The organism is Pseudonocardia acidicola (genome assembly GCF_012911935.1).
GTDB lineage: Bacteria > Actinomycetota > Actinomycetes > Mycobacteriales > Pseudonocardiaceae > Pseudonocardia > Pseudonocardia acidicola.
In genome coordinates, this window is record NZ_JAAXLA010000071.1 from 1 (window position 1) to 16,678 (window position 16,678).

17 protein-coding genes are annotated in these 16,678 nt (G+C 74.0%); 9 read left to right on the forward strand and 8 right to left on the reverse strand.

Annotation, left to right across the window (positions count from 1 at the left end; genetic code table 11):
* Positions 1-1,348, forward strand: a 1,348-nt coding sequence (locus HF526_RS27445; RefSeq protein ID WP_169384475.1) for a dihydroxy-acid dehydratase, incomplete at its 5' end; no start/stop codon positions are given.
* Here the strand turns inward: HF526_RS27445 and HF526_RS27450 are convergent.
* The gene (locus HF526_RS27450) at positions 1,349-2,080 is read right to left on the reverse strand and encodes an oxygen-binding di-iron domain-containing protein (RefSeq protein WP_169384476.1); all 732 of its coding nucleotides are present in this window, start codon (positions 2,078-2,080) and stop codon (positions 1,349-1,351) included.
* A gap of 352 nt (positions 2,081-2,432) precedes the next feature.
* On the opposite strand from HF526_RS27450, the gene HF526_RS27455 reads away from it, so the two are divergent.
* From HF526_RS27455 to HF526_RS27465, 3 genes are all read left to right on the forward strand, one after another.
* Positions 2,433-2,855: a hypothetical protein gene (locus HF526_RS27455; protein ID WP_169384477.1), complete on the forward strand. Its 423-nt coding sequence runs from the start codon at positions 2,433-2,435 to the stop codon at positions 2,853-2,855.
* Between the two features lie 155 nt (positions 2,856-3,010).
* The gene (locus HF526_RS27460; RefSeq protein ID WP_338051788.1) at positions 3,011-3,910 is read left to right on the forward strand and encodes an alkaline phosphatase family protein; all 900 of its coding nucleotides are present in this window, start codon (positions 3,011-3,013) and stop codon (positions 3,908-3,910) included.
* 72 nt (positions 3,911-3,982) lie between these two features.
* Positions 3,983-4,891 (forward strand): alkaline phosphatase family protein, encoded by a 909-nt coding sequence (locus tag HF526_RS27465; protein WP_338051789.1) that lies wholly within the window; start codon positions 3,983-3,985, stop codon positions 4,889-4,891.
* A 67-nt stretch (positions 4,892-4,958) separates the two neighbouring features.
* Here the strand turns inward: HF526_RS27465 and HF526_RS27470 are convergent, their stop codons facing one another.
* The 4 genes from HF526_RS27470 to HF526_RS27485 form a co-directional block, all read right to left on the reverse strand.
* On the reverse strand, positions 4,959-5,678 hold the full coding sequence (locus tag HF526_RS27470) for a DsbA family oxidoreductase (RefSeq protein ID WP_338051790.1): 720 nt from the start codon (positions 5,676-5,678) through the stop codon (positions 4,959-4,961).
* 34 nt (positions 5,679-5,712) lie between these two features.
* A complete protein-coding gene (locus HF526_RS27475) occupies positions 5,713-7,866 on the reverse strand; it encodes a bifunctional lysylphosphatidylglycerol flippase/synthetase MprF (protein WP_211177879.1) in 2,154 nt (717 codons plus the stop codon).
* A 112-nt stretch (positions 7,867-7,978) separates the two neighbouring features.
* Positions 7,979-9,388, reverse strand: coding sequence for a PLP-dependent cysteine synthase family protein (locus tag HF526_RS27480; protein WP_169384480.1), 1,410 nt, complete (start codon positions 9,386-9,388; stop codon positions 7,979-7,981).
* Complete coding sequence (locus HF526_RS27485) at positions 9,385-10,392, reverse strand: zinc-dependent alcohol dehydrogenase family protein (RefSeq protein ID WP_169384481.1); 1,008 nt, start codon at positions 10,390-10,392, stop codon at positions 9,385-9,387. The genes HF526_RS27480 and HF526_RS27485 overlap by 4 nt, the downstream gene beginning before the upstream one ends.
* Positions 10,393-10,426: 34 nt before the next feature.
* On the opposite strand from HF526_RS27485, the gene HF526_RS27490 reads away from it, so the two are divergent.
* Positions 10,427-11,023 carry a class I SAM-dependent methyltransferase gene (locus HF526_RS27490; RefSeq protein WP_338051792.1) on the forward strand — a complete coding sequence of 199 codons (597 nt, stop codon included), beginning with the start codon at positions 10,427-10,429 and terminating at the stop codon, positions 11,021-11,023.
* A gap of 9 nt (positions 11,024-11,032) precedes the next feature.
* Here HF526_RS27490 and HF526_RS27495 read toward each other — a convergent pair whose 3' ends face one another.
* Positions 11,033-11,830, reverse strand: a complete 798-nt coding sequence (locus HF526_RS27495; RefSeq protein ID WP_169384483.1) for a methyltransferase domain-containing protein — start codon at positions 11,828-11,830, stop codon at positions 11,033-11,035.
* A gap of 37 nt (positions 11,831-11,867) precedes the next feature.
* Entirely contained in the window at positions 11,868-12,710 is an 843-nt protein-coding gene (locus HF526_RS27500; protein ID WP_169384484.1) for a shikimate dehydrogenase, read from the reverse strand.
* Between the two features lie 134 nt (positions 12,711-12,844).
* Here HF526_RS27500 and HF526_RS27505 point away from each other — a divergent pair, with 134 nt between their 5' ends.
* Entirely contained in the window at positions 12,845-13,867 is a 1,023-nt protein-coding gene (locus HF526_RS27505) for an ATP-binding cassette domain-containing protein (protein ID WP_169384485.1), read from the forward strand.
* 6 nt (positions 13,868-13,873) lie between these two features.
* Positions 13,874-14,761, forward strand: coding sequence for an ABC transporter permease (locus HF526_RS27510; RefSeq protein WP_169384486.1), 888 nt, complete (start codon positions 13,874-13,876; stop codon positions 14,759-14,761).
* Positions 14,762-14,773: 12 nt separating this feature from the next.
* On the opposite strand, the gene HF526_RS27515 is transcribed toward HF526_RS27510, so the two are convergent.
* Entirely contained in the window at positions 14,774-15,094 is a 321-nt protein-coding gene (locus HF526_RS27515; protein ID WP_211177880.1) for an MSMEG_0570 family nitrogen starvation response protein, read from the reverse strand.
* A 158-nt stretch (positions 15,095-15,252) separates the two neighbouring features.
* Here HF526_RS27515 and HF526_RS27520 point away from each other — a divergent pair, with 158 nt between their 5' ends.
* Both HF526_RS27520 and HF526_RS27525 read left to right on the forward strand, forming a co-directional pair.
* A complete protein-coding gene (locus tag HF526_RS27520) occupies positions 15,253-15,996 on the forward strand; it encodes a decaprenylphospho-beta-D-erythro-pentofuranosid-2-ulose 2-reductase (RefSeq protein ID WP_169384487.1) in 744 nt (247 codons plus the stop codon).
* A 330-nt stretch (positions 15,997-16,326) separates the two neighbouring features.
* On the forward strand, positions 16,327-16,605 hold the full coding sequence (locus HF526_RS27525; protein ID WP_169384488.1) for a hypothetical protein: 279 nt from the start codon (positions 16,327-16,329) through the stop codon (positions 16,603-16,605).
* Positions 16,606-16,678 lie beyond the last annotated feature (73 nt).

Here is a 16,678-nt window from a genome sequence, read left to right on the forward strand (position 1 = left end):
GGTGGAGGCCGAGCGGCTGGACGGGACGGTGCTGCTGGCGGGGTGTGACAAGAGCCTGCCGGGGATGTTGATGGCCGCGGCGCGGCTGGATCTGGCCGGGGTGTTCGTGTATGCGGGGTCGATCCTGCCCGGGCGGGTGGGGGACCGGGAGGTGAACATCGCGGATGCGTTCGAGGCCGTCGGGGCGTGTACCCGGGGCTTGATCACCCGGGAGGAGGTGGACGCGATCGAGCGGGCGATCTGCCCGGGTGAGGGCGCCTGCGGGGGCATGTACACGGCGAACACGATGGCGTCGGCGGCGGAGGCGCTGGGGATGGCGCTGCCGGGGTCGGCGAGCCCGCCGGCGGTGGACCGGCGCCGCGACGGGATCGCCCGGGCGTCGGGGGAGGCGGTGGTGGGGTTGTTGGCGCGGGGGATCACGGCGCGGCAGATCCTGACCCGGGAGGCGTTCGAGAACGCGATCGCGGTGGTGATGGCGTTCGGTGGGTCGACCAATGCGGTGTTGCATCTGCTGGCGATCGCCCGTGAGGCCGGGGTGGAGCTGAGTCTGGATGATTTCAACCGGGTCGGGGACCGGGTGCCGCACCTGGCGGATGTGAAGCCGTTCGGGGCGTATGTGATGTCGGCGGTGGACCGGGTCGGTGGGGTGCCGGTGGTGATGAAGGCGCTGCTGGATGCCGGGCTGCTGCACGGTGATTGTCTGACCGTGACCGGGCGGACGGTCGCGGAGAACCTGGCCGAGCTCGACCCGCCGGACCTGGACGGGAAGGTCCTCCACAGGTTGTCGGATCCGATCCACCCGACCGGCGGGCTGACCATCCTGCGGGGTTCGCTGGCCCCGGACGGGGCGGTGGTGAAGAGCGCGGGGTTCGACTCGGCGAGGTTCACGGGCAGGGCCCGGGTGTTCGACGGTGAGCAGGGCGCGCTGGATGCGGTGACGAACGATGAGGTTCGCCCCGGGGATGTGGTGGTGATCCGGTATGAGGGGCCGCGCGGTGGGCCGGGGATGCGGGAGATGCTCGCGGTGACCGGGATGATCAAGGGTGCCGGGTTGGGCAAGGACGTGCTGTTGGTGACCGACGGCCGGTTCTCCGGGGCGACCACCGGGTTGTGTATCGGGCACATCGCGCCGGAGGCCGCGGACGGTGGGCCGATCGCGCTGGTCCGCGACGGGGATCCGATCACCTTGGACATGGCCACCCGGGCCCTGGATCTGGAGGTGCCGGTCGAGGAGTTGGAGCGCCGCCGCCGGGAGTGGACGCCGCCGCCACCGCGGCACCGTGGTGGGGTGCTGGGCAAGTACGCCAGGCTCGTCGGGTCCGCGGCCGACGGCGCCGTCTGCTCCTGATCAGCCGGCCGCCCGCGCCGCGAGTGCCTCCGCGAGGCTGGCGTCGTAGAACCCGGCCAGGTCCCGCAGCGCGGCCCCGGTGTCGCCGCCGAACGCCGGTCCGTGCATCAGCGCCAGGGTCGCCGGTGCGAGGTCGGCCAGCCGGCGGATCGCCGGTCCGGTGTCCGGGGTGAGCGCGGTGGCGTGGAAGACGCCCTCGGCCAGGACGGCCGGTTCGACGATGTCGGACTCCGACAGCGCAGGCCTGCGCCCGGCCTGGGTGAACAGGTCGCCGCAGAACAGGGTGCGGGTCTGTTCCTCGTAGAGCAGCCCGGACTCCCAGCCGTGCGGGACGTGCGAGGTGTCGAGCCAGCGCACCGTGCGGTCGCCGAGGTCGATCACCTCGCCGTCGGCCAGGGCGCGCGGGGGCCGGTCCGCCAGGTCGGCCAGCGACACCATGACGCCGAGCGTGCCGTGCACCACCTGCGCGGTCGGGGCGGCCTGCAGCCACGAGTTCATCGAGCCGCACTCGTCGGACTCGACGTGCCCGAAGCTGATCCAACGCAGCCTGTCCACCGGCATCACCCTGGCTGCCGCCTCATTGACCAGCGGGAACAACTGCCGACCACCACAGTGGAACAGCAGCGGCTCTTCGGCCAGCACCAGATACTGGTTGAACGTCAGGTCGGCGGGTTCGACGTAGGTCGAGAGCCGGTAGATCCGGTCGGCGATCTCGTCGACATGCGTCTCCATCGATGCGGCACCTCCGTCTCGGATTTGACGGCGACGAGCACTCCGTCGGAGTCGGCGGCATGGACCTGCGCGTTACCGCCCGGGCATCGGCTGGGGATGAGGCCCGGGTCCCGGTGCCGTCAGGGTCACGACGCGTGCAGACCCGGGCCGTGGCGGAGGAGAAGCCCTCGGCCGGGCAGCGACGAGCGGCGACTTCCTCCGCGCCCTGCTGTGGATCATCTCCGGGCTGTCGCCGTCTACGGGCACGGGGGCATCGGGTGGCTGCCCAGCGCGGAGGAGACCCGCCGGAGCTGACGGATTCCGCAATGGATTCGTGGTCGATCGAGGCCGCCCGCCACGGCAGGGTGTAGCCATGACCGACCAGACAACGGGTGGCGCCGCGATGCAGCTACCCGACCTCGTGTCCGCACTCGCCGACCGGCTGGGCCGCGACCAGGTGTTCGGCCCACCGGTCGAACGTGGCGGGGCCACCCTGGTGCCGGTGGCCCGGGTCCGGGCCGGCGGCGGCACGGGCGGGCGCCGCGGAGGTCCCGGGCCCGGCGGAGGCGGCGGTGCCGGGCTCGTCGCCAAGCCGGTCGGCGCGTTCTCCATCACGGCCGACGGCAAGGTGGCCTGGCATCCCGCGGTCGACGTCAACAGGATCGTGCTCGGCGGCCAGCTGGTGTTCGGGACGGTGGCCGCTCTCGCCGTGCTGCGGAGCATGCGCCGCCGGCGCCTGCGCCGCCATCTCGCGCACCGCCACCACCTGCACCCGCACCCGGCCCAGCACGCGTAGCCGGCCCGACCGGGTGAGCGCGGGGAGGGCATCGACCGGGTGTCATCCGGATCGGCGTCTTCCTCGCGCGACCGGGTGAGGGTCGTTGCGGATCCTGCACCCACACGGCGGGCACTGATCACAATCGGCGGCCTCCGACCGATCGGGAGGCACCCGTGCCCGACACCGCCCGCAGGCTCGCCGCCCTCGTCACCGCCGCCGTGGCGATGGCCGCCGCCGGGGCCCCGTCAGCGTTCGCCGCGGAGCCGGGCCCGCCCCCGCCGAGCGGGCCGGTCGCCCGGGCGCACGCCGTCCCGGTGCCCGACCACGTCATGGTGGTCGTGCTGGAGAACAAGGACGCGGCCGACGTCATCGGCAGTACCGGCGCGCCGTATCTGACGAGCCTCGCCGCCCGCGGTGCGAACTTCACCGACGCGCACGCCGAGACGCACCCGAGCCAGCCGAACTACCTCGCGCTGTTCTCCGGCGACACCCACGGCGTCAACGACGACCACTGCCCGGTCTCGCTGTCCGCGCCCAACCTGGGCGGGGAGCTGCTCGCCGCCGGCCGCACGTTCGTCGGCTACTCCGAGGACCTGCCCCGCCCCGGCGCCACCGTGTGCATCCAGGGCGACTACGCACGCAAGCACAGCCCGTGGGTCGACTTCTCCGATCTACCGGCCGCCACGAACGCCCCGCTCAGCGCGCTCGAACCCGACTACTCCAACCTGCCGACCGTCGCGTTCGTGACCCCGAACATGTGCCACGACATGCACGACTGCGGGGTCCGGGACGGCGACACCTGGATGAAGCAGACCATCGACCGCTACCTGAGCTGGGCACAGACCCACAACAGCCTGCTGATCGTCACGTTCGACGAGGCCGACGTGCCCGACCACACCGGCAACACCATCGCCACCGTCCTCGCCGGCCCGATGGTCGAGCCCGGCAGCTACACCGAGCGGATCGACCACTACAGCATCCTGCGCACCATCCAGGACATGTACGGGCTGGCGCCCCTGGGTCACAGCGCCGACGCCGCGCCGATCACCGGCATCTGGAACCGAACGGCCTGATCCCGTCGTGACCGCACCATCTGCGACGATCGGGGCCCCGACAGATCGGACCCGACGATGCCCCTCGGTGCCGTGGCACGGCCGCGCCTGTTCGCCGCCCTGTTCGCCGCCCTGACCTGTGCCGTGGGCCTGGCCGGATGCGGCGGCGCCGGCAGCCCCGGCCCGACCGGCGGGGTGTCGGTGGCGCCCACCGGCCCCGGGAGCGCCGGACGGCCGGCGGTGCCGACCCCGGACCACGTCGTGATCGTCGTGCTGGAGAACAAGGACGTCGACCAGATCATCGGCGGCTCCGACGCCCCGTACCTCACCGGGCTGGCCGGGGACGGCGCGAACTTCACCGACGCGCACGCCGAGACCCACCCGAGTCAGCCGAACTACCTCGCGCTGTTCTCCGGCGACACCCACGGCGTGCACGACGACAACTGTGTCGACTCGTTGTCCGGGCCCAACCTGGGGAGCGCGCTGCTGGGCGCGGGAAAGACCTTCACCGGCTACTCCGAGGACCTGCCGGGGGTCGGCTACATCGGTTGCCAGGACGGCGGGTACGCGCGCAAGCACAACCCGTGGGTGAACTTCGACAACCTGCCGGCCGAGGTCAACCGGCCGCTGTCGGACCTGCCGTCGGACTACTCGGCGCTGCCGACGGTCGCCTTCGTCATCCCGAACCTGTGCCACGACATGCACGACTGCGACGTCGCCGCCGGCGACGACTGGATGAAGCAGAACCTGGACGGCTACGTCCGCTGGGCGCAGACGCACAACAGCCTGCTGGTCGTCACCTTCGACGAGTCGGAGTCGACGAAGGGCGACAACCAGATCGCCACGGTGTTCGCCGGGCCCATGGTCAAGGCGGGGGAGTACTCCGAGGGCATCGACCACTACCGCATCCTGCGCACGATCGAGGACATGTACGGCCTCGACCACGCCGGCAAGAGCGCTCAGGCCGATCCGATCACCGACGTCTGGACGACCGGCTCGTAGCCGGCCGCCCGGAATGCGCCGAAAGCCACTCTCCGGCCGGAGAGTGGCTTTCCGAAGCGGAGCGCGATCAGATCGCGCAGCTGCCGTCGGCGCAGGCGCCCGCGTCCGACCCGCCGGCCGGGGTGAGCACGGTCAGCGGGTTCGCCTCGGCCCACGCGGTGTCGAGCACCTCGCGCAGCGCCGCGGCCGGCTGGGCGCCGGACACGCCGTACGTGGAGTCGATCACGAAGAACGGGACGCCGGTGATGCCGTAGCGGCGGGCCTGCAGCTCGTCGGCGCGGACCTCGTCGGCGTACCGGTCGCCGTCGAGCACCGCACGCGCCGCGTCGGCGTCGACGCCGGCCTCGGCCGCCACCCGGACCAGGGTCTCCGGGTCGCCGATCGGCTCACCGTCGGTCAGATAGGCGCGGAAGAGCCGCTCCTTGAGCCGGTCCTGCAGCTCGGGTGATCCGCCCGCGGAGCTGTCCACGGCCAGGTGCAGCAGCCGGTGCGCATCGAACGTGTTGCCCGAGCGGGCGCGCTCGAAATGGAAGTCCAGGCCGTCGGCGGCCGCGACCTCGGTCATCTGCGCGTGCATCCCGTGGGCCTGCTCGACACTCACGCCGTACTTCGCGGCCAGGTTCTCGGCCAGGGGCTCGGAGTACTCGCGCGGGGCCGACGGGTCGAGCTCGAAGCTGTGCCAGCGCACCTGCACGTCCTCGCGGTGCGGGAAGTCGGCCAGTGCCGCCTCGAACCGCGCCCGCCCGATCGCACACCACGGACACACCACGTCTGACCAGATATCCACCTTCACGCGAAGTCCAACACCCCCGCAGCCGCCCTCATTCCGTCCCGGTGGTCCGCGCCGCGGGCGTCCCCAGCCGCACCAGGTCGCGGACCGGGGTGTCCGGCAGGTAGGCCCGGGTGAGGGCGATCCCGATGCGCGGCAGGTCGGCCTCGTCGCGGTAGGCCAGGTACATCGGGGCGTAGCGCGGCGCGAACTTGGCCTTGAACGCGTGCAGCGAGCGGAACCCGTAGAGCGGCTCCATCGCGGCGCCGAGGCCGTCGAGCACCCGCTGCAGCCCGGCCACCGGCCCCTCGTCCTCGGTGCGCGCCAGCGGGGCGCCCGACAGCGACAGGAACTCCGCGCCCTCGGTCCGGAACGCCAGGCAGCTCGACGCGATCATGAACTCGACGACCGGGCGGAACCCGCCGTGCTTGCGGCGCATCATGTCGAGGGTCCATCCCCGCACCCGGCCGCCCGGCCCGTACACCGGCAGCCAGGACGTGACGCCGTGCAGCGTGCCGTCGGCGTCCTGCGCGAGCCCGACCCGGACCCGGGTGTCGAGCGCCTCGTCCACCCCGCCGAGGGTGAAGCCCATCTCGGGCAGCCCCTTGTCGCCCACCCACTCCTCGGAGATCGCCCGCACGTGCGCGACCCGCGACCACGGCTCGTCGGCCAGCCTGACCAGCCGGAACTCGATGCCCTCGCGGGCAGCCCGGTTCAGCGCCGAGCGGACGGCCTGCCAGGACCGGCCGACGAACGCCAGGCCGGGCAGGTCGACCAGGGTGTCCTCGGCGACCTGCACGTGCCGCCAGCCCAGCCCGTCGGTGGCGGCGGCGGTCGCGGTGGTGACCGAGAACAGGCACGGAACCAGCGCCGAGCGCTCGGCCATCTGCGCGAACTCACGAACGGTGCTCGCCGGTGAGCCGCGCGGCCCGACCGGGTCGCCCAACCCGATCGCGACCCCGGCGTGGCTCTGGTAGGCCAGATAGCTATCGCCGTCGGAGGCCAGGAACCAGGAGTTCTCCGGCCAGGTGGTCATCCAGGACAGCGTCCCGCCGCCGTGCCGCATGAGCAGCCGGGTCGCCGTCTCGCGATCGGTGGCACCGGGCGCGCCGCGGCGCAACCGGCGCCGCGAGGGCGCCCGGAATGCCGCCCGGCCGGCGACGAGGATCGCCAGCAGCGTCGCCCAGACGAGCCGGTCGGCCACGAACAGCGGCTCGCCGTCGAACGACCAGGGCTCGTCGAGCGCGGTCGCGACGGCGATCAGCACCGGAATCGACAGCCCGATCGCCACGTTCAACCCGGCCAGCACCACCGCCCACCACCACGCCGACCGCCGCCCCCTGCGCAGGCCGTTGATCAGCAGCGCGGCCAGCACCAGCGTGACGACGACGTCGAGCCAGGACTCCTCGGCGTCGGCGGTCGAGCCCAGCGGGCCGTCACCGGGCACCAGCCACAGCACCACCGCGGACACGGCGATGAACACGACCCCGGCGACGGCGAGCAGCCGCCACTCCCGCCGGCTGGGATGTCCGGTGCGCCGCGGCCCGAGATCGCGGGTCAGCGCCCGCCCTGCGGGCAGCGCGACCAGTGCGGACATGAGGTGCTCGAGATCGGACAGCGTGCCGACGTAGAGGATCGTGACGAGCAGGTAGACCGCGATCGCCAGCCGCAGCCGCAGCCGCCACGGCGAGCGCACGACCGCCGACGCCACGGCGACGGCGGCGAGTGCGCCCGCGGAGAAGCCGACGTCGAGCTGCGCGGACAGCTGCACCGCCCAGGGCCAGCCGGTGCCGCGGGTCGCGAGCAGCAGCAGGGTCGCACCGGCGATCCCCGCGAGCTGTCCGAGCACCGTGACCAGCGCGGTCCGCCGGGTGCCCAGGCGCCACTCGGTGAAGCCGGCGAGCAGCGCGAACCCGCCCAGCATCGGGACGTAGTACAGCGGCGCGAGGGCGAAGAACGAGGCCGTCACCGGCGTCCACCAGTGGCCGGTGGCCAGCGCCGGCAGCCCGTAGCCCACGAGCGGGTACCAGCTGCGGGCGGTCACCGGATACCACAGCGAGCCGGTGCCGAGCCCGACCGCCAGGATGACCGCGACCACGGTGACGGTGAACGGGCAGCGCCGCCACAGCAGGGCGACCCGGGCGCGGGCGGCGGCGCGCTTCGAGGTCTGCTCCGGTGAGGACCGCTTCGCCGTGCGCTGGGCCATGATCACCTCCGCCCCGGGGCCGACGCCCGGGGAGCAGCGTCCGCCCTCGCGGCGGGCCTGACCAGACCCGGGCGCCGATCCCGCACGCAGAGCGTCCGGACGGCGTACCCGGCTACCCCAGGCCGGTGCGGGGCACCGTTGCCACGGCGCGGCCGTCGACGAGCAGCAGCAGCGGGCGGCCGTCACCGGGGCCCAGCCGCGCCCGGGCGGCGGCCGCGGACTCGCCCGCGCCGACGGTGTCGAGCGGCGCAGCGGCGTGGCGTCCGACGAGCTCGCCGGCCACGGCCGGGTCCGCCGTGACCAGCCTCCGCAGCTCGTCGAGGGCCACCGAGCCGATGATGTCCGCGGCCGCCCAGGTGGTGGCGTCCGTGCGGCGCGGGTGCACCACCGGGACGACGCCGGGTGCACCGGGCCCGTCGCCGGGCACGGCGGCGAGCACGGCACCGACGGTGTGCGTTGACGGCGCCACGAACAGCCCCGGCGCCGGGTTCCCGGCGACGTCGCGCACCAGCGGTGCGCCGGGCGCGTCGAGGAAACCCAGCTGGGTGAGCCAGTCGTCGTCGAAGTACTTCGACAGGTAGGCCCGGCCGGAGTCCGGGGCCACCGCGACCACGACGTCGTCCGGTCCGAGGGTGGCGGCGACGCGCAGCGCGGCGGCGATCGCGGTGCCGGCCGAGCCGCCGACGAGCAGGCCCTCCTCGCGGGCCAGCCGGCGCGCGGTGAGCAGCGACTCACGGTCGCTGATGCGTTCGAACCGGTCGACCGCGCCGGTGTCGTAGACCTGCGGCCACACGTCCTGCGTGGTCTCCGGGTGCAGGTAATGGCCGACGGCCTCGACGTAGTACGGGCTGCCGTCGCCGCCGGCGTAGACCGACGACTCCGGGTCGGCGCCGACCACGGTGACCCGCCCGCCGCCGGCCTCGCGCAGGTAGCGGGCGGTGCCGCTGATCGTGCCGCCGGTGCCGACGCCGGCGACGAAGTGGGTGATCCGCCCGCCGGTCTGGGCCCAGATCTCCGGGCCGGTGCTCAGCTCGTGCACCCGCGGGTTGGCCGGGTTGGTGTACTGGTCCGCCAGCCACCCGCCGGGGGTCTGTTCGGCGATCCGCTGCGCCAGCGCGATCACGTGCCGCGGGTCGTCGCGGGGCACCAGTCCCGGGGTGAGCACGACCTCGGCGCCGTAGGCGCGCAGCAGCGCGATCTTCTCCCGGGCGGTCCGGTCCGGGACCACGACCACGCAGCGGTAGCCGCAGCGGGCGGCGACCATCGCCAGCCCGACCCCGGTGTTGCCGGACGTGCCCTCGACGACCGTGCCGCCCGGCGCCAGCGCGCCCGACCGCTCGGCCTCCTGGATCATCGCCAGCGCGGCGCGGTCCTTGACGCTGCCGCCGGGGTTGGCGAACTCGGCCTTCACGTAGACCGCGGCGGCCAGCCCGGCCGTGACCCGGTTGAGCCGGATCAGCGGGGTGGCGCCGACCGCGTCGAGCAGCGACTCGTGAACCGGACCGGCCGGACCGCTGCTCATGCCCCCTGCTCCGTCCTGCGGACCCGGACCACGGGCTTGCCGAGCCGCCGCTCGTCGGAGTCGACGTAGATGTGGGCGGCCGCGATGTCGTCGAAGTCGAAGACCCGGTCGATGACCGGCGCGAACGCGCCCGTCGCCAGCCCGGCCCGGACGAAGTGCTCGGCGCGGCGCAGCCCGGCCGGGTCCTTGGTGACCTCGAACAGCGTGTACCTGCGCATCCACACCGGCCCGAACCGGTTGCCGGGGAACGGGGTGGGCTGCCCGCTGAGGTTGCCGTGCACGATGATCGTCCCGTTCGGCGCCATGGCCCGGGCCAGCTGCTCGACCTGGGGCCCGGCGACGGCGTCGAACGCGACCTGGGCGCCCTGCCCGCCGGTGGCGGCCAGGATCGCGTCGGTGAGGTCCTCGGTGTCGGTGGCGATCACCGAGGCGGCGCCGGCCTCGCGCAGCGCGTCGTGTTTCGCCGCGGTCCGGGTGGTCGCGATCGGGATCGCGCCGAGGTGGCGCACCACCTGGATCGCGGCCATCCCGACGCTGTTGGTGGCCGCGGTGATCACCACGTGGTCGCCGGGGCGGACCCGGACGACTTCCTGCAGCGCGCCGTAGACCGTCACGTACGGCATCCAGATCGCCGCGCCGGTGACCGCGTCCATCCCGTCGGGCCGAGCCACCAGCGCGGCGGCCGGGGCGATCGCCTCCTCGGCGTAGACCGGGTAGTCGTTCTGCGAGAACGCCGGGACCACGCTGACCGCGTCGCCGACCGCCCACCGGTCCACGTCCGGGCCCAGCTCCAGGATCTCCCCGGACGCCTCGTAGCCCAGCCCCGCGGGCAGCACCGGGTCGTCGATGTAGGTGCCCCGCCGGAAGTTGACCTCGGCGCGGTTCAGCCCGAACGCGTCGACGCGCATGCGCACCTCGCCCGGGCCGGGGGAACGCACCGGGAGTTCCTCGTAGCGGAGCACCTCCGGGCCGCCGAGCTCGTGGAACCTGATCGTCCGAACCATGATCCCCACCCTAGGGCGCCGTAGGCTGCGTGGCGTGTCCTCATCGCAGACAGGATTGCCCGGCGACTGGGGCCGCTGGCGCGAGCAGATCGACCTGACCGAGTACGACGAGCGGTGGCGCCGGATGGCCGAGGCGGGGCAGAACCCGCACGGCGAGGCCGACCTCGTCGGGTGCTACGCGCCGTCGGCGGTGCTCGACGGCGGCTGCGGCACCGGCCGCGTCGCGATCGAGCTGGCCCGCCGCGGGATCGCGGTGGCAGGCGTGGACAGCGACCCCGAGATGATCGCGGCGGCGCGGGCCAAGGCGCCGTCGCTGCGCTGGCTCGCGGTGAGCCTGGTCGAGCTCGACCTCGACGACCGGTTCGACGTCGTGGTGCTGGCGGGGAACGTGGTCCCGTACATGGCGCCGGGCGAGCGGGCGGCCGGTGTCGCGGCGTGCGCGCAGCACCTCGCCCCGGGCGGGCGGCTGATCGCCGGGTTCACGCTGCAACCCGGCTGGCCTGCACTCGCCGACTACGACGGCTGGTGCGCCGCCGCCGGGCTGGAGCCCGAGGACCGCTGGGCCACCTGGGACCGCCGGCCCTACACCGACGGCTCCTACGCCGTCTGCGTGCACCGCCGCCGCGGCTGACCCGGGCCGTCAGGGGCGGGCCAGGATCTCGCCGTTGAGCACCGTGAACCAGCCGTCGGGATGCGCCGCCCAGGCGCGCCAGCCGGCCGACATCGCGGCCAGGTCGTCACGGGTCGCGAGGCCGCGCTCGACCGCCTGCTCGGCCACCGCCGAGGACACGATTCGCTCCGCCCACAGGCCGCCCCACCACGCCCGGTCCTCCGGGGTCGCGTAGCACCACACCGACGCCGACGGCGTGACCTGGGAGAACCCGGCGGCCCGGGCCCAGGCCAGCAGTGCCCGGCCGGCGTCCGGCTCGGCGTCGTTGCCGCGGGCCACCCGGCGGTAGACGTCCAGCCAGGCGTCGAGCCGCTCGTCGTGCGGATACCAGGTCATCGCGGCGTAGTCGGCGTCGCGGGCGGCGACGATCCCGCCGGGCCGGGTGACCCGGCGCATCTGCACCAGCGCGGCCACCGGGTCGGACAGGTGCTGCAACACCTGGTGGGCGTGCACGACGTCGTAGCAGCCGTCCGCGGCGTCGAGCCGGTAGACGTCGGCCTGGGCGAAGCTCACGTTCGCCAGCCCACCGGCGGCGGCCCGGGCCTCCTCCAGCGGCGCCGCGGCGGCGTCGATCCCGAGGACCCGGCCCGGCGCGACCCGCCGCGCCAGGTCGACGGTGATCGTGGCCGGCCCGCACCCGACGTCGAGCAGATCCATCCCGGGCCGCAGGTGCGGCAGCAGATGACCGGCCGAGTTCTCCGCCGTCCGCCGGCGGTGCGAGCGGAGCACGCTGTCGTGGTGGCCGTGGGTGTAGGTGTCGCTCGCCATGCCGACAGTCTGCCCGAGCCCCTCCGGCGTCGGCGCGTCAGGAACTGCGGGCGAGCACCGCGGCGTCCAAGGCCGCCCGCATGGCCTCGACCGGCCCCGGCCGGCCCGTCATCAGCTCGACCTGCGCGACGGCCTGGTGCAGCAGCATCGCCAGCCCGCTGACCACGGTGCAGCCGGCCGCGGCGGCGCCGGCGGCGAACGCGGTCGGCCACGGTGCGTAGATGACGTCGACGACGGTGGTGGACGGCGACCACGAGGCCGCGGCCAGCGCGTCGGCGGCGCCCGCGGGCAGGGTGGAGATCACGACGTCGGCGTCGGCGAGTTCGGCGGCGGCCCGCGCCGGGTCGGTCAGCGCCGCCCTGACCGTGGGCGACACCCCGAGCCGGTCGGCGGCGGCCTGCAGCTCGCCGGCCCGCGCGGTGTCGCGCACCAGCACCAGTGGATCGTCGGTCCCCAGCTCGCGCAGCGCGGCCAGCGCGGCCTGCGCGGTCCCGCCGGCGCCCAGCACCACCGCGCGGCCGGCCCGGCCGGCCCCGGCCTCGCGCAGCGCGGCCACGATGCCGATGACGTCGGTGTTCTCCGCGAGCCGCCCGCCGGGGCCCAGGACCAGCGTGTTCGCCGCCCCGGTGGCCTCGGCCAGCGGACAGACGCGGTCGGCGACCTGCAGCGCGACCCGCTTGAGCGGCATGGTCAGCGACAGCCCCGCCCACTCCGGGCCGAGCGCGTCGACGAACCCGGGCAGGCCCGCCTCGTCGCACTCGTGCGCGTCGTAGCTCCACCCGTCGAGGCCCAGCGCTGCGTAGGCGGCGCCGTGCAGCACCGGGGACAACGAGTGCCGGATGGGGGAGCCGAGCACAGCGGCCCGTCGTGCGCTGGTCATCGGGCCAGTATGCCCAGCCGGTTCCCGCGGGCCGACGGGTCTGCATCCCGTCCGGCCCCTGGGGTCGCCGGCCCCGGCCCGGGCGGACCGTTCGGCCCTGCCGCCGGCGCCGGGCCGGGCCGACGATCCGCGGTATGACCCACCCGAGGCCGGCGCGCGGCCCCACCCCCGAGGCCGGCGCGGGCGCGCGCCCGATCATCGAGGTGGACGGGCTGGCGAAGCGTTTCGGCGAGTTCGAGGCCGTCGCCGGGGTGGGTTTCACCGTCGGGGCCGGGGAGACCTTCGGGTTCCTCGGACCGAACGGCGCCGGCAAGTCGACCACGATCAACATGCTGTGCACGCTGCTGCGCCCGACCGCAGGGTGGGCCCGGGTCGCGGGGTTCGACGTCGCGGCGCAACCCGCTCAGGTGCGTCGCCGGATCGGGCTCGTCTTCCAGGACTCGACGCTGGACACCTACCTGACCGCCGCGGAGAACCTGCGCTTCCACGCCGAGCTCTACGGCCTGCACCGCGCCGACTACCGCCGCCGGTCCGCGCAGCTGCTGGAGATGGTGGAGCTGTGGGACCGCCGCGACGAACTCGTGCGCACCTTCTCCGGGGGAATGCGCCGCCGCCTGGAGATCGCGCGGGGGCTGTTGCACGCGCCGAGGGTGTTGTTCCTCGACGAGCCGACGCTGGGCCTGGACCCGCAGACCCGGGCGCACATCTGGTCCTACCTCGAGCAGCTCCGCACCGCGGAGGGCACCACCGTCTTCCTCACCACCCATCACCTCGACGAGGCGGAGAACTGCGATCGGGTCGCGATCATCGACCACGGGCGCATCGTCGTCGACGACCCGCCGGACGTGCTGCGCGCCAGGGTCGGCCGGGACCGCATGGTCCTGCGCACCGCCGACGACACGGCGGCAGCCGTCGCCCTGCGCGACCGCTTCGGCATCGACGCCGTCACCGCGAACGGCGCCCTGCGGTTCGGTGTGGCCGACGGCGAGTCGTTCGTGCCGGATCTGGTCACCGGGCTCGGGGTCCGGGTGCTCGCGGTACGGACCGAGCGGCCCACCCTCGACGACGTCTTCATGACCTACACCGGCCGCTCGATGCGCGACGCCCACACCGGAGCCACCGAGCAGAGGCGGACGTTCGCCCGGATGCGGAGGTGACGCCCGATGACGTCGAACCCGGTGGCCCCCCGGACCCGGACCGGACCCGCAGCACCCTTCGCGGTGCCGCCGGACCGGCCCGGTCCCGTCCTGGAGCTGCGCGGGGTGCACGTGGTGTGGGAGCGCGAGCTGATCCGGTTCCTGCGCAACCGGCTGCGCATCGTCACCTCGCTGGTGCAGCCGATCCTGTTCCTGTTCGTGCTCGGCACCGGCCTGAGCCGGCTCGGCCCGGCCACGGGCGGATACGACTACCGGACCTTCGTCTTCCCCGGCATCGTCGCGATGACCGTCATGTTCACGGCGATCTTCAGCGCGGTGTCGATCGTCTGGGACCGTGAGTTCGGCTTCCTGCGCGAGATGCTCGTCGCCCCGGTCAGCCGGACCTCGCTGGTGGTGGGCAAGATCCTGGGCGGGGCGACGGTGGCGACCCTGCAGGGGCTGCTCATCCTGGCCTTCGCCGGCGCGGTGGGCATCCCGTACTCCCCGGCGCTGCTCGCCGTCCTGGTCGGGCTGATGCTGCTGGCCGCGCTGGTGATCACCGCGATCGGGGTCCTGATCGCGAGCGGGATCCACCAGATGGAGGCCTTCCAGGCGGTCCTGCAGTTCGTCGCGATGCCGATGTTCTTCCTCTCCGGCGCGATGTTCCCGCTGACCGGGCTACCGGCGTGGCTGCACGGGCTGACCGTCCTGGACCCGCTGACCTACGTCGTCGACCCGATGCGCCGCGCCGTGCTGGCCGCGATCGGCACGCCGCCCGCACTCATGGCGCGGCTCGCCCCCGGGGTCAGCTGGGGTGACTGGATCGTCCCCACCGGCGTCGAGATGGCGCTGCTGGTCGCGCTCGCCGTGCTGGCCGCGGCCGTCGCCGTCCGCCGGTTCGGCCACACCGACTGACGGGGCCGTGCGTCACGCCCAGCGGCGGAAGCGCTCGACCGTCACGGCGGGACCCTCGGTGCCCGTGAACCGCGCGGCGGCCTGTTCGATCCGGGCGATCGAGATCGCCGACTCCGCGCACCCCATCCCGTACTTGGCGCGCACCCGGTCGCCGGCGATCTGCAGGGACTCCCGGCTGCGTGCGACGAAGTCCGCCAGCGGATAGACCTGCCCCGCCTCGAAGTACTCCTCGACGATCAGCGAGGGGGAGTAGAAGGTCTGGACCGACCCGTCCGGCCAGCGGGTGTCGAACAGGACCTCGGGCACGGTGCTCCTCTCGGGGAATCCGATCAACGCGTCACGGTAACCCGAGTGGCGGCGCAGGCTCGCCCGGCCCGGCGTCACCCGCGGCGGGCGAGCCGGAAACCGGTGCCGGCCCCGGACCAGGGGCGGGCGCCCCGACGGCGAGGAGCAGCCGATGCGGCGGGTCCGCACGATGACAGACTTGCCGCGTGGGTGAGACGGTGCTGGTCCTGGGTGGCCGCAGTGAGATCGGGATCGCGGTGGCCGAGCGGCTGGCCCGCGGCGGCGCCGGCACGGTGATCCTCGCCGCGCGGCGCAGCGCCGACCTCGACGACGAGGAGAAGCGGATGCGCGCGGCCGGGGCCACCACTGTGGTCCGGGTCGAGTTCGATGCGGACGACCTGCCCGGGCACCGCGCGGTCCTCGACGACGTCGTGGCCCGGCACGGCCGGCTCGACACCGTCGTCGTCGCGTTCGGGATCCTCGGCGAGCAGGCCCGCGCGGAGACCGACGCCGAGCACGCCGTCCAGATCGTGCACACCGACTACGTCGCGCACGTGCACATGCTGACCCTGCTGGCGAACCTGCTGCGCGCCCAAGGCCGCGGCACGCTCGTCGTCTACTCGTCGGTGGCCGGGGTACGGGTGCGGCGGGCGAACTACGTCTACGGCTCGGCCAAGGCCGGACTCGACGGGTTCGCCTCCGGGATGGCCGACGCGCTGCACGGCAGCGGGGTGCGGTTGTTGCTGGTCCGGCCCGGGTTCGTGATCGGCCGGATGACCGCGGGGATGTCACCGGCCCCGCTGTCCAGTACACCCGACCAGGTCGCCGACGCCACCGTGCGGGCGCTGCGGGCCGGCCGCGGCGAGGTGTGGGTGCCCGCCGTGCTGCGGCCGGTGTTCTTCGGGATGCGGCTGCTGCCGCGGGCGATCTGGCGGCGGTTGCCGCGCTGAGCTGCATCGTCCCGGTGCACGTCCCAGGGCGGCCGGGCGGACCGAAGATCCGCTCCCGGACCACGTCGGCGAGCTTCGTCCCGGTGAGCCGCTCGATGAGCAGGCCCCGGGAGCACGGTGTCGGTGGTGGACGATCGCCGCTACCGGCCGCAGCGCCGAGTGCTGTCGCGCAGCGCCACCAGGATCCTGCGTCGAGCGGCAGGATGATCCTCCAGGCGCGGGCCCCTGACGCCGGTGGGCGGGCGGGCCGTCCTGCGCCGCACAGGGCCGTGCGCGCATTCACCCCGCACGGGTGGAGGCCGGCGGCGCGCGTCCCATTACGACTACGGCATGTGCCTGTTCATCATCCTGCTGCTCTTCGGACCGCGGACGGCCATCGTCATCTGGTGGCTGATCGCCCCACTGCGCTGGAGCGCCACCTTCGGGTCATTCCTGGTGCCGTTTCTGGGCTTCCTGTTCCTGCCCTGGACGACGCTGATGTACGTCCTCGTGGCGCCGGGGGGCATCGTCGGTTTCGACTACCTGTGGCTGGCGCTGGCGCTGCTCGCCGACATCTCCAGCTACGCCGGGAGCGGCGTCTACGGCCGCCGACGCCGGGTCGCGGCGTGAATCCCGGGCGCGGAGCCAGCGCGCGGCACGTCGATGACGAACAGGGACGAACAGGCAGGGCGCCGACCCGGGA